The 12,866-nt window shown below is 47.0% G+C and carries 10 protein-coding genes; 5 read left to right on the forward strand and 5 right to left on the reverse strand.

Annotation, left to right across the window (positions count from 1 at the left end; genetic code table 11):
* Positions 1-304: 304 nt before the first annotated feature.
* Positions 305-1,303: a DnaJ C-terminal domain-containing protein gene (locus J0L70_RS27520; RefSeq protein WP_017291024.1), complete on the forward strand. Its 999-nt coding sequence runs from the start codon at positions 305-307 to the stop codon at positions 1,301-1,303.
* 73 nt (positions 1,304-1,376) lie between these two features.
* Here J0L70_RS27520 and J0L70_RS27525 read toward each other — a convergent pair whose 3' ends face one another.
* Together J0L70_RS27525 and J0L70_RS27530 are read right to left on the reverse strand one after the other, a co-directional pair.
* Positions 1,377-1,922, reverse strand: coding sequence for a peroxiredoxin family protein (locus tag J0L70_RS27525; RefSeq protein WP_287456633.1), 546 nt, complete (start codon positions 1,920-1,922; stop codon positions 1,377-1,379).
* Between the two features lie 79 nt (positions 1,923-2,001).
* Positions 2,002-2,601: a peroxiredoxin gene (locus tag J0L70_RS27530; RefSeq protein ID WP_017291026.1), complete on the reverse strand. Its 600-nt coding sequence runs from the start codon at positions 2,599-2,601 to the stop codon at positions 2,002-2,004.
* A 93-nt stretch (positions 2,602-2,694) separates the two neighbouring features.
* Here J0L70_RS27530 and J0L70_RS27535 point away from each other — a divergent pair, with 93 nt between their 5' ends.
* The 3 genes from J0L70_RS27535 (at position 2,695) to aroB (ending at position 6,684) form a co-directional block, all read left to right on the forward strand.
* Positions 2,695-4,221 carry an aldehyde dehydrogenase family protein gene (locus tag J0L70_RS27535; RefSeq protein ID WP_287456634.1) on the forward strand — a complete coding sequence of 509 codons (1,527 nt, stop codon included), beginning with the start codon at positions 2,695-2,697 and terminating at the stop codon, positions 4,219-4,221.
* Positions 4,222-4,230: 9 nt separating this feature from the next.
* Entirely contained in the window at positions 4,231-5,376 is a 1,146-nt protein-coding gene (locus J0L70_RS27540; protein WP_287456635.1) for an alpha/beta hydrolase, read from the forward strand.
* Between the two features lie 201 nt (positions 5,377-5,577).
* A complete protein-coding gene (gene aroB / locus J0L70_RS27545) occupies positions 5,578-6,684 on the forward strand; it encodes a 3-dehydroquinate synthase (protein ID WP_287456637.1) in 1,107 nt (368 codons plus the stop codon).
* Positions 6,685-6,943: 259 nt separating this feature from the next.
* On the opposite strand, the gene J0L70_RS27550 is transcribed toward aroB, so the two are convergent.
* The 3 genes from J0L70_RS27550 to J0L70_RS27560 form a co-directional block, all read right to left on the reverse strand.
* Positions 6,944-7,774, reverse strand: a complete 831-nt coding sequence (locus J0L70_RS27550) for a M56 family metallopeptidase (protein WP_017291030.1) — start codon at positions 7,772-7,774, stop codon at positions 6,944-6,946.
* Positions 7,774-8,193, reverse strand: a complete 420-nt coding sequence (locus tag J0L70_RS27555) for a BlaI/MecI/CopY family transcriptional regulator (RefSeq protein ID WP_026148998.1) — start codon at positions 8,191-8,193, stop codon at positions 7,774-7,776. The genes J0L70_RS27550 and J0L70_RS27555 overlap by 1 nt, the downstream gene beginning before the upstream one ends.
* Positions 8,194-8,456: 263 nt before the next feature.
* Positions 8,457-10,937 carry a DUF3536 domain-containing protein gene (locus J0L70_RS27560; RefSeq protein ID WP_287456638.1) on the reverse strand — a complete coding sequence of 827 codons (2,481 nt, stop codon included), beginning with the start codon at positions 10,935-10,937 and terminating at the stop codon, positions 8,457-8,459.
* Between the two features lie 506 nt (positions 10,938-11,443).
* Between J0L70_RS27560 and cax the strand changes: the two genes are divergently transcribed.
* Positions 11,444-12,547, forward strand: coding sequence for a calcium/proton exchanger (cax, locus tag J0L70_RS27565; RefSeq protein WP_287456639.1), 1,104 nt, complete (start codon positions 11,444-11,446; stop codon positions 12,545-12,547).
* Positions 12,548-12,866: the final 319 nt, after the last annotated feature.

The following is a 12,866-nucleotide window of genomic DNA, read 5'->3' on the forward strand; positions in this document are numbered from 1 at the left end:
TCCGTCTTGTGGTTTCAATTGCTTCGTCAACTGCAAAACTCCGCAAATCTTGCTGCACAGTACGGATTTGAGATCATACTGAAAGCATTGCCAACTCGATCTTATCGAGAATGATGCAAGATCTGAGTCTCCCTAACTCTGGAAAAGACGATAGCGAAACACCCCTACTCAATTCGTTCGGAAATTCGCATCAAATTTTTCTGAGTGAGAGGAGCAAGTTTGTTAGCCTATAGATACAGGAAATCGGGCATTCTTAAGATGCCAAATAGAATATCGACGCTATTTTTTACGAGGGGATGAGCGAGTGGCTGCAACAAACTTCAAAGATTATTACCAAATTTTAGGGGTGAGCAAATCCGCAAGCGCTGATGACATTAAGAAAGCGTTTCGTAAACTCGCGCGCCAATATCACCCTGACGTAAACCCCGGCGATAAAGCAGCCGAGGCAAAATTTAAAGAAGTCAACGAAGCGAACGAAGTTCTCTCTGATCCCGATAAGCGCAAAAAATACGACCAGTTTGGACAATACTGGCGGCAAGCGGATCAAGCGGGTGCATCTCGATCGACTTCCACCTCGCGATCGCCGTTCAATACAGGCGGGTTCGATGATGTCGAATTCGGACGATATGACAATTTCGAGGAATTTATCAACGATTTGCTAGGAAAATCGCCCTACGGACGAACGGGTGATCCTTTCCGCAATGCAGGATATCGTGCTCCAGGCGGTTTTAGTACCGACGAACGCGCCTCAACTGGCGAAAATCTGGATATCGAAGCTTCGATTAAGCTGACCTTTGCAGAAGCGTTTAACGGAACTGAAAAGCGGCTCAGCGTGAACAATGAGGAGATTAACGTCCGGATTCCAGCGGGTGCAAAAGCGGGCAGTAAAGTAAGAGTCCGGGGTAAAGGACGTTTCAGCCGATTCTACACAAGTCAGCGCGGAGATCTCTATCTCACAGTGGAAATGTTGCCGCATTCGTTTTTCCAATTCGATGCTGATGGCAATCTTGTTTGCGAAGTGCCGATCTCGCCTGACGAAGCAGTGTTGGGCGCACAAATCGATGTCCCGACTCCGGATGGAAATGTTGTGGTGAACGTTCCAGCAGGCGTGCGATCGGGGCAATCCTTACGCTTACGCGGCAAAGGCTGGAAGAATCAAAAAGGCGATCGTGGCGATCAAATGGTGAAAATTACGATCGCACCTCCGAAAGAATTAAGCGCGATCGAGCGTGAGGCATACGAAAAGATTCGGGATAATCGCAGCTATGATCCCCGTAGCGCCATCAAAGCCGTGAAGCTTTAAGAGTGGCGGTTTCGACTGCCTACAGAGATTCCGAATTCTGAGTGCAGTCGAAACCCAATTCTCAACGATGAACTCAGCTCAATTGATCGATCGCGCTTAACAACGTCTCAACGCTGGCATTGTGATCGAGAAACGAAAAGAGATGTTTGTATCTGAGAATGCCTTGACGATCAACTAAAAATTGAGCAGGTAACGGCGCACCCAAGGCTTGTCCAGTCTGGTATCGACGAAACGTTTTACAACTGGAATCGCTAAGCAAAGGAAACTGTAATCCCAAGTCTTCAACGACTTTTTTACTTTGCTGCTCGTCGGTACTGGTGATCATGAGAATTTCGACTTGTCGATCGCTAAACTCCTGATACTGCTCGTTCAGCGCCTTAATATGCGGAAAGCAAAACGGACAATATTGCTTCTCTGTAAAAATCCTTGTAAACGCTAAAAGCACAGGTCGATCGTTGCGATAATCCGACAATTTCACGCGACGATCATTTTTGATATCTGGGAGATCAAACTCTGGAGTTGCTTGTCCCAAAGCGAGCGAATTCGTTGCCGGAACGGGCATGAAATTCTGGAAAAATCGCGGATTGATTAGACCACTGAAATCAGTAGATGTCAACATTGTTCAGGATTGTGCCGTAAAAAGTGCAGTAAAAAAGAGGGTGAAATTCACCCTCTATTATGAACGGATTAATCAATCCTTAGATTGCTGCGAAGTACTCTTTCGACTTCACAGGATCAGGATTCATGGTTTGATCACCAGGCTTCCAACCTGCGGGGCACACTTCATCCGGATGCGATTGAACGTATTGAATCGCTTGCAGAGTCCGGAGAGTTTCATCAACGCTGCGACCGAACGAAAGGTTGTTAATCGTGGAGTGCTGGATTACACCATCTTTGTCGATGATGAACAAGCCGCGCAGTGCAATTCCTTCATTCGGATCGAGCACGTTGTAAGCAGTGCTGATTTCTTTCTTGATGTCCGAAACCAACGGATAGGTCAAATCGCCAACTCCGCCTGATTTACGATCGGTTTGAATCCAAGCCAAGTGTGAGAAGGGGCTATCGACCGATACGCCAAGGATTTCAGTGTTGATCGATTTGAATTCTTCGTAGCGATCGCTGAATGCGGTAATTTCAGTCGGGCAAACAAAGGTAAAATCGAGCGGGTAGAAAAACAGCACCACATATTTGCCGCGATAGTCGGACAATTTGATGTCTTTGAATTCCTGGTCGATCACAGCAGTCGCTGCAAAATCAGGAGCCGTTTGACCAACGCGCAAGCATCCTTCTTGGGTCATGGGATTTTTTCTCCTTGCAAGAGTAGCAATTCGTAGTAAAGATTACGAAACAGTTACAACTATATCATAGTCATTACGATTTTGACCTGCGATATGTTTTCCTCTGAAATTGACGCTGCAATTGCGAGACTCGAATCCCAGAAATCCGCTTGGCGAAACGTCGGAACTCAAGCCCGAATCGATTATCTGAGGCGCTGTATGACAGGCGTGATGGCAGTCGCAGAGGATTGGGCGCTCGCGGCTTGCGAGGCGAAGGGGACAGATTCAGTCGGAGAAGAATGGCTGACGGGATCGGTGACAACGTTAATGACGTTGCGGGCGTTGATCAGAACGTTGGAAGGACGAAAGGCGAAGATTGAGCAGGGAATTGCCAAAGTCTTTCCGGATAATTTGCTCGATCGATTACTTTGGCTAGGATTTCGGGGAGAAGTTTGGACGGAAAGCAGTTCTCTAAATTCCCCGCAAGTGAGGAACTTTGAACCAGGCATTTCTCTGGTCTTAGGAGCCGGAAATGTTGGCTCGACTCCTCCAATGGATTTACTCTATAAGCTATTTGCAGAGAATCAAGTCGTTCTGCTCAAAATGAATCCTGTCAATGAGTATGTCGGGAAATTTTTAGAGCAAGCGTTTGAGCCATTAATTTCAGACGGGTTTCTGCAAATTGTCTATGGCGGTTCCGATGTGGGAAGTTATCTCTGTCAGCATCCCAAAATGGATTCTATTCATATCACTGGCTCGCATCATACGTATTACGCGATCGTGCAATCTCTCCCTCAACCGAAACCGATCACATCTGAGCTAGGCTGTGTCACGCCCGTGCTGATTGTTCCAGGAGAGTGGTCTGAATCAGATCTGAAATTTCAAGCGCATCATGTTGCGAGCATGGTGTCTCATAATGCCAGCTTCAATTGTGTCGCTGCGAAATTGTTAGTAACCGCGAAGGGATGGAAATTGCGCGATCGCTTTCTCACGCTGCTCCGCCAAGAATTCGCAAAAATTCCGAGCCGGAAAGCTTACTATCCAGGCGCACAGCAACGATATCAAGCCTTTCTCGATCGCTATCCTCAAGCTGAAATTTTCGGAACTCGAACCGAGGAAATTGTCCCTTGGACATTGATTCCAAACGTCGAAGATGACTATGCTCTGAGGATAGAAGCTTTTTGTGGAGTGCTAGCAGAAGTGAGTTTGGACGCGGCAACTGCAACCGAATTTCTCGATCGAGCCGTTCCATTTGTGAATGAACAAGTCTGGGGCAATTTGTCTTGTGTGATTTTGACGAAAACGAACGTCGATTCAGCGATCGCAGAGTTGAACTATGGCGCGATCGGAGTCAATGTTTGGACAGGTGTGGTCTATGCCTTGCCTGATTTTGCTTGGGGTGCGTATCCCGGCAATACTTCAGATGATATTCAATCGGGTCAAGGCTTTGTTCATAATGGTTATTTTCTTGAGCAGCCTCAAAAATCTGTCTTATATGCACCGTTCCGAATTTTTCCGACTCCATTTTGGTTTGCCGATCATCGCAATCTAGCAAATTTTGCCAAACGAGCCGCAGAACTCCAAATCACGCCGACCTGGAGTAAATTTGCTCAAGTGATATTTGAAGCGTTACGAGGATAGTTATCGATAATGATTGCCCAAGTATTGATTATTCTGTTTAGTTTTCTTAGTTTTTTTATTTCGATTTGGGTTGTCATTCCTGCTCCAATTTTTTCGCTATTACCATTAAGTGTTGGCGCACCAGAGATTAGTCACTGGTTAATTGTGACGAATGCGATCGCAGCTTTCCTGGCATTTGTCCGCCTCAAATCTCTGCCCATTTTTATCGCAATGTTGTTTGCTTTGAGCTTAAGCTTACTGCCTGCATTGCAATTTCCCACCACAGCAGAACGCGCCGAAATTGCAATGCAATCAAAGCTCAGCGACATTCCATCTTCACCCAATTTTCGATCGTCACCGTTCAATGCTTTAGATGCATTTCAAGGAATTCCCCGATCTCAAGTCCGTCGCACACTCGATATTCCAGTTGCGAATCCCGACAATGTGCAACTGACGATGAATGTTTATCGTCCGAATAGAACCGGAGAGAATCCGGCGATCGTCGTGATTTACGGAGGAGCCTGGCGATCAGGAAGTCCAAATTCTAATGAGCAGTTCAGTCAATATATTGCAGCACAAGGATATACAGTTTTAGCAATCGATTATCGTCATGCTCCAGAATATAAATTTCCCACTCAAATTGAAGATATTAAAACTGCATTAGAATTCATTCAACAACATGCCGACGAATACGAAGTGAATCTCGATCGTATGGCAATCATGGGACGTTCTGCAGGCGGACATTTAGCGATGTTAACGGCTTATGCGATCGATGCTTTTCCGTTCCGCGCCGTTGTCAATTACTATAGTCCCGTCGATCTGACCGATGGCTACAACAATCCTCCATTTCCTGATCCGATTGACAGCCGAACTGTTTTACGAAATTTTCTCGGCGGTACACCCCAAGAATTCTCGGATCTCTATCGTCAGGCATCGCCTTATCAAACTGTGCGATCGCATCTCCCCCCGACTTTACTCATTTACGGTGGACGCGATCACATCGTGCAATCAAAATTCGGACGTGCAATGTATGAAAAGTTAAACCAAAATGGCAACATTGCCGTATTCATTGAAATACCCTGGGCAGAACATGCTTTTGATGCAGTTTTCAATGGTATTAGCAATCAATTAGCGCTGTATCACACTGAACGCTTCCTAGCGTCTTGGCTGAAGTAGAAATTCAAGATCAACTTTGGTGAGACGCGATCGCCTTCTAACAATATGCTGAACTCTATGGAAATTGGCGACTGAGATTTGTATTTTGACACCCAATCAATCGGTCAGTAGGGCAAAAGAAGATCGCTTCTGTTGATCTTAATCTACAGACCTCGATCGCTTGGTAAGATCAGCAAACTGCCATTTTTTAAGAAGGGTTTTATGTCTTCTGTGATTCCTGTCTCGCTGCCGCAAAATTCTTATGACATCGCGATCGCATCGATTGCTGAACTCGGAGATCGTATCCAGCCGCTTTCCAAACTGGGTAAAAAAGCGCTGATTGTCTCGAATGCAGCAATTTTTAAGCAGTACGGGCAAACGGTGACAGATTCCCTGACACAAGCAGGTTTTACCGTCAGTTCTTGCTTATTGCCCGCAGGAGAACGGTATAAAACACCCGCCACCTTGCAAAAGATTTATGACGCAGCTCTGGAAAATCGATTAGAGCGATCGTCGGTGATGATTGCCCTCGGCGGTGGCGTGATCGGAGATATGACTGGATTTGCAGCAGCGACTTGGCTAAGAGGAATTAATGTCGTACAAGTGCCGACATCGTTACTCGCAATGGTAGATGCGGCAATTGGTGGCAAAACGGGTGTGAATCATCCTAGAGGGAAGAATCTAATTGGCGCATTTCATCAGCCAAGATTGGTGTTAATCGATCCAGAAGTGCTGAAAACACTGCCTGCCCGGGAATTTCGAGCGGCGATCGCGGAAGTCATCAAATACGGCATCATCTGGGATGCAGAATTGTTTGAAATGCTGGAACAGGCAAAACGATTAGATCAAATCCGTGCCGTTGGAGATGAACTGGTTCAAGAAATGTTAGTGCGATCGGCGAAAGCAAAAGCACATGTCGTTAGCAAAGATGAGAAAGAATCAGGATTACGAGAAATTCTTAACTATGGGCATACGATTGGACATGCGATCGAAAGTCTGACGAATTACAAAGTGATCAATCACGGTGAAGGAGTTGCAATCGGAATGATGGCAGCCGGATTGATTGCGGTAGAAATGGGATTGTGGGATCGAGCAGAATGCGATCGTCAGAAAGCTTTAATCGAAAAAGCAGGATTGCCCACTCAGATTCCAGGAGGATTCGATCGTTCAGAAATTGTGCCGACTTTACAGGCAGATAAGAAAGTAAAAGACGGAAAAGTTCGATTCGTCTTGCCGCGCCAAATCGGGACGGTTATTGTCACAGATCAAGTTGCACCCGATACGATCGAAAAAGTACTGAATTCAATAGACCTTTTGCGTGATCCGTGAAATTAAAAATGAGCACTTCGATGCTCTTCGAGTTTGTGTTGAGGTAGGGCGGCTCTCGCGGCGCAGGTTAACCAACCCTGCCTCAATATTCAGACTATGCGATTGGTTCTTCGCCCACAGCAACCCAGCGATATGATGACTGGATTGCTGTGCAAAAAAAGGTAACAGCTTCCACGTAAAACCAAACCATTCAAGACATTTTGTTCCCCTACAACGAGGTGTTACAGAAAGGCCTGAACGTCTCAATAAACAGGATGACTTAGAAATGGAATGGAATCATAAACAACGGCAGAAGCACGATCGATAATCCCATCCACACAAAATAGCTCTGCGGTTCCTCACTCTCTGCCTCATCTAGCAAAGCATCGATTCGCTCATCCAGACGTGTTCCGCTCAACGCTGCAATCCAAGGTTCAGTCTGCATTTGAGAAGCAGAAACGATAGAGAACAATGCTTCAGCGAGTAACAAACCATCCGTCTGCCGAGCTGCCCAACGATCTGCCCGTAGCTCTCGCAGCAAAATCAATTCTTGCCACAGCGCTTCCGTATTCGGGAGCCATGCGGTTAACCGACGCAATCCACCCAACCAAAAGAACCAAAATGTATCCCGATAATGTCGATGCGCCTGTTCATGAGTCAGCGTGACTTGCAAATGCGATTCGTCTAGCGTTTCTAATAAGCTATCACTCACAACTAACTCAGGATTCCAGAATCCGATCTGAGCAATGTACGGTGTCGAATGCTCTAGTAATCGAACGGGTATTTCTAAAACCGTTTCTTCTGGCATTTGCTTCACTTGCTGAAACGATTTCCGAGCTTGCCAAGCTAACTGAGCAAAGAGAAAAACGGCTACCATGAGAAACCCGATCGCAATTCCATAACTTCCCCATCCTTCGTGCCAGCGCATCATCTGACCGCGCGGTCCCATACACAGAATCGCGATCGCACTTGTAATCAACAACAAAGGCGGAAACAGAAATGCACCTAGTGTCGTCTGCCAGCGGGTATTCCAACTTTCCGTTCGAGCGCGCCAAGCCCATCGAACCGCGATCGCCAAACTGAGCGCAACGAGTAGCAACATCAAATGCATTATCGTTCCTCCCGTTTTTGACGAGCCGCTTTCAGCCGTTGTGCGATCGCGTCTAGCTGATCACAACTCGCTTGATCCAAACTATCCGCAAACGCTGCCACAATATCTGGATTCGTTACGGCTAGAAACTGATTTAATTGTTCCATCGCTTGCAGCGCTTTTGCCTCAGATTGAGACACGATCGCCGTCCAAGTGAACGAGCGATTCTGTTTATTGCAGGCAAGCCAGCCTTTCTTCACTAATCGATTGAGAACGGTTGTCACTGAAGTGTAGGCAAGTTCGCGATCAGGATCGGTCAAAATGCGATCGTGAACATCCTTCACAGTCACCGTTTCAAGTTCCCAAACGATGCGAAGAATTTCAGCTTCTAAAGGGCCGAGCGAGAGTTGTTTCGGGCGATAGTCTGGAAGCGAAGCCATCTGTGACAATTCGAGAAGTTCAAAAAGGATCATACCTTGAGATCACGAGATCGAGAAAGCTCTGTCTGCTGTAAGAAACTGGCTTCGACTTTCTGCTAAACGAGTCCCTGACTGATGTGCGGGGCTTTTTTCAAACGATATCGCATCGGCAAATTGTAAGGTTTGCTTAACCAAGAGTGGGGAGTAGGGAGTAGGAAGAACCCAAACTTAGATTTCTCCCTATCTTCCTATCAGATTCATTGTGGTGAACGAGTAGGCGAGACTTAAACCACGATCGCAAACTTTGCTGCTAATTCCCGCATTGCCGAACTTAGTACAGGCTTGTGATTTAACCACTGGTAAAACGCTTCTTGGCTCTTCGCGATCGACACCCCTAAGCCGAGTTGCCCATTCAGCACTACCAACCGTTCTAACCGCCGAATCTGAGGCTCTACCGTTTTCAGATCAGCCTCATTCAGCACCATCCACAATGATCGCTCAATCAAGCGCTGCAAAATCTCGCGGGCTTCCGGTTGCTGCATCTGACACCGTAAATGCGCCGCCTCAGTTGCGATCGCTTCCAACTGCCCCAAATGCATCAGACTGGCATTCCACTCATCCATATCTTGTTCGAGCGATCGCAGGGTTAGCAACAAGCGATGCCCAATCGCAATTTCTGCTGCGACCTGCAACTCTCGTGGCACAGGCAATTCATCCCGATGAAACGCCATGAGCACACCATAGTTATCGCGATACACCTGCGTGTAAAGCTGATCCAACCGCGTCAGAGTCTCCTGGCTGAGCAACTGCATCATCCGATGCCGCTCCTCTGCAAAAAGATCTTGCAGACTGTAGGCAGCTTCTCCAAACGTCTGATTCATCTTCAGAATCGTCTGAGCCGCACTGCCTTGAGCCAGCGTTTCAAATACCTGCTCTTTCACCTGCGTATAGCTTCGTCGTCCAGTAAACGGCTGAATACAGCAATAAAAATCCCATCCGCAAAGATGCAGCACCGCAAAAATGAAATGCCGACTTTCGCGAGTAATTTCTGAAGTTAATTGCAACTGCCCGATCGCTAAAGTCACAGCTCCCATCCGTTGAGCCTGATAATCTAACTGATTCGCCGTATAGCAGTAAACCCGCTCCTCACGTGCATAAGACGTAAACAGTGAACTGATCGCATAGTGTGCCGCCACTTGTTCAAACGAAATCTGGGCTGGAATCACTAACTGCCGATAAACTTCCGCTCCATTTTTGAAACAATCAACATTACTCGGAGCCGATGTCAACCGTTTGGTAAATCCTTTCTCAAGCTGAATTCCAGACACATCTCCAGCAAGTTCTAACGCGCGCGCCGCATAACGTAAAATCTGCGTGCCTTCGGGTCGAGAAAGCTCCTCAAAAAACCAACCACAACTGGTATACATCAACAACGCATGTCGCTGCATTTCGAGTAAGCGGACAGCATCTAATCGCTCACCATTGCCCAATTTCTGAACCTGATGCTTGGCAAGAAACTTCGATAAGTTGCCGCGATCGCGGATCACTTGAATATATTCATCCCGCGCTGCCCAAGGATCATTAAACAGCTTTTTGCCTTCTTCTTCGTAAACTCGAATCAACTGATCCCGCAACCAATCGAGTGAATCTCGTAGCGGTCGTCTCCAGTGTTGATGCCATTCCCCACCCCCACCACAGCCACAATTCTCTTGCCAACGATCGACGCCATGCGCGCAGCTCCAAGCGGTCACAGGCTTCAATTCCACTTCCCAAGTCGGTGGATTAAGACTGAGATAATGTGCGAAATTCGTCACTGTCCAATCTCGACGCGGAAATTCCTCGATAAACGCATACGCTAAACATTTCTCAGTTCCGCCCTTGTGATGCCCGAATGTTTCGCCATCGGTCGCCACTGAGATCAACTGAGTCGGACGATGATCCCCACGCACAGCCTGTCCTAAGCGTCCTGCAAGATGATGCGAACTACTCAGCGCGGTATCAAATCCCATATCGCGAGAAATGGGACCGTCATAAAAGAAGATATCTAAATAAGGAGAACTGTGATCCCCAGGATTGAGAAAACAGCGATAAGGACGGGTCGGATCAATCTGTCCACCCCCAACTTCTTGCCAATCTGCATCGGAGAACGCTCGACATCGTTCTGCCTGAGAGGGAGCGAGAATCGTAAACTTAATTCCCTCTTCAATTAAGGCTTTGACAGTGGGGTAATCGATCGCGGTTTCTGCCAACCACATGCCTTCGGGATCGCGTCCAAAGTGCGATCGAAAATCTGCTTTCCCCCAGCGAATCTGAGTTCGCTTATCGCGCTCATTTGCCAAGGGCAAAATAATGTGGTTATAGACTTGAGCGATCGCATTTCCATGCCCGTTCAATCGCTCACAGCTTTTGCGATCGGCTTCGACAATCCGTTGATACACCTCAACGTCATGCCGCTCAATCCAACTCATCAGCGTCGCGCCAATGTTAAAGCTTAAATACTCAAAATTATTGACGATCCCCAGTAACTCACTAGACTCGTTTAGCACTCTGGCAAATGCATTGGGGCGATAGCATTCGTAGTGAATCCGCTCATTCCAATCGTGAAACGGTGCAGCACTGGGTTGCCGCTCGATCGCATCAAGATAAGGATTCTCGCGGGGGGGCTGATAAAAGTGACCGTGAACCGTGACGTAAACCCCAATTGCAGTTTCTAGGGGATCCGTCGATCCATCAGACAAACGAGTTGAAACATCAAATGAAGTCATTGAATCAATTTCCACATTAAAAGTGCGTTTACGCTGCATCCGAACAAGGGCGTAAACAGAACGGGTCAAACTTAGAAAACTTAGTGAGGTGGAGGCAGCCTTGCATAGAGATTCAGGAATGCGCTCGATCGCAAATTTCCCTGCTTCAACAATAACAAGCCTAAAAAAAACACAATCTAACTCATCACCAACGTCTATTCTGACCAAAATGGGTGCTCAGAGCTAGATTGTGATAACGCTGATGTGACAGCGGAACGACAAATCGAATGGCTGCGACCCATCATTCTGCAATCATCTGTATCGATTCAACCGCATTTTGCACTCCATTTCACAATTTTTTAAGATCCCCGCACGGGAGTTAACATCTTCGCGACGAATCTCAACGCTTCGTTACCTCTCCCCATCTCCCTACTCCCCATCTCCCCACTCCCCACCCTCAATTCCTCGATCAAAGAAGAAGAATCGTGAGTATCCTATTGAGAGAAATTTCTCATTCTGGAACCCGAATGTCAGTCAAAAACATCATTTTTACAGTGCTACTGGTGATGATCCCGGTTTCGATCGCAGCCCACTACCTCGAATGGGGATCGCTGATCGTTTTCGCCACTGCTGCTGCTGCAATTTTGCCACTCGCAGCCTGGATGGGGACAGCAACAGAAGAAATCGCTGTTGTGGTCGGTCCCACGTTAGGTGGCTTGATGAATGCCACATTTGGCAATGCTACCGAATTGATTATTGCGCTCGTTGCCCTGAATGCAGGGCTGATCGATGTGGTCAAAGCCAGCCTCACAGGCTCAATTATTGGGAATCTGCTGCTGGTCATGGGATTGTCGATGTTGCTCGGCGGACTCCGTTACAAAGAGCAAGAGTTTCAACCGATCGTCGCTCGCGTGAATGCGTCTTCGATGAATTTGGCTGTGATCGCGATGCTGCTTCCTACTGCGATGAATATTACGTCTGCCGGGATTTCAGGAGATGTTTTACAAAAACTGTCGATCGCAGTCGCGATCGTACTGATCACGGTCTATGCTCTGACCTTGCTCTTTTCCATGAAGACTCATACTTATCTCTATGATGTCGGCGTTGCTGAGAACGAAGGCTCTGCTGAGGCAGAGTCGCCCCACAAAGAACAGCACGAAAAGCCCAATCTTGTGTTGTGGTCGATCGTGCTTTTAGTCTGTACCGTCCTAGTCGCGATCGAGTCTGAACTGCTTGTCGATAGTTTGGAAGAAGCCACCGCAAAATTGGGATTAACCGCGCTCTTTACTGGGGTCATCTTGCTCCCGATCGTGGGAAATGCCGCAGAACATGCCACAGCAGTTACAGTCGCAATGAAAGACAAAATGGATCTGTCGGTTTCAGTTGCCGTGGGTTCAAGTTTGCAGATTGCGCTATTTGTGGCTCCAGTGCTAGTGATTGCAGGCTGGTTTATGGGTCAGCCGATGGATTTGGACTTTAATCCTTTTGAATTAGTTGCCGTTGCCGTTGCGGTTCTAATTACGAACTCGATTAGTTCGGATGGACGATCAAATTGGCTCGAAGGCACGTTATTACTGGCAGCGTATTTAGTGCTGGGATTAGCATTCTACTTCCATCCGGTCATAGTTTAGGTGTGATGGCACAACGCATTCGATTGGGCGGATCGATTGAATGCGTTGTAGCAGAACAAAATCTGTCACAGAACAAATTCATCTCTTGAACAATCTCATCCACTCTTTTTTAAGCCTGTATAAATTAACCAGGTTGATCCGGATCACAATCTAGAAACCCGGAAAGAAACCAATAAGTCTGGTAGTAAAAAATATGTGAAGCACACACCGTATTTCTGTATGAAATCCGTGTGAAGTGACTCAAATTACACTGAGCTTTCACGGATTTCGTTACTATAAACCATACGTTGACCTTGCCCCGGTCGAGTTTACTGAAAAA

The sequence above is a fragment of the Leptolyngbya sp. UWPOB_LEPTO1 genome (assembly GCF_017302695.1).
Lineage (GTDB): Bacteria > Cyanobacteriota > Cyanobacteriia > Leptolyngbyales > Leptolyngbyaceae > Leptolyngbya > Leptolyngbya boryana.

Excerpts from the sequence above, each read along its gene's own strand:
- J0L70_RS27525 (WP_287456633.1), bottom strand. The coding sequence starts at position 1,922 with ATGTTGACATCTACTGATTTCAGTGGTCTAATCAATCCGCGATTTTTC.
- J0L70_RS27530 (WP_017291026.1), bottom strand. The coding sequence starts at position 2,601 with ATGACCCAAGAAGGATGCTTGCGCGTTGGTCAAACGGCTCCTGATTTT.
- J0L70_RS27535 (WP_287456634.1), top strand. The coding sequence starts at position 2,695 with ATGTTTTCCTCTGAAATTGACGCTGCAATTGCGAGACTCGAATCCCAG.
- J0L70_RS27540 (WP_287456635.1), top strand. The coding sequence starts at position 4,231 with ATGATTGCCCAAGTATTGATTATTCTGTTTAGTTTTCTTAGTTTTTTT.
- aroB (WP_287456637.1), top strand. The coding sequence starts at position 5,578 with ATGTCTTCTGTGATTCCTGTCTCGCTGCCGCAAAATTCTTATGACATC.
- J0L70_RS27550 (WP_017291030.1), bottom strand. The coding sequence starts at position 7,774 with ATGCATTTGATGTTGCTACTCGTTGCGCTCAGTTTGGCGATCGCGGTT.
- J0L70_RS27555 (WP_026148998.1), bottom strand. The coding sequence starts at position 8,193 with ATGGCTTCGCTTCCAGACTATCGCCCGAAACAACTCTCGCTCGGCCCT.
- J0L70_RS27560 (WP_287456638.1), bottom strand. The coding sequence starts at position 10,937 with ATGACTTCATTTGATGTTTCAACTCGTTTGTCTGATGGATCGACGGAT.
- cax (WP_287456639.1), top strand. The coding sequence starts at position 11,444 with ATGTCAGTCAAAAACATCATTTTTACAGTGCTACTGGTGATGATCCCG.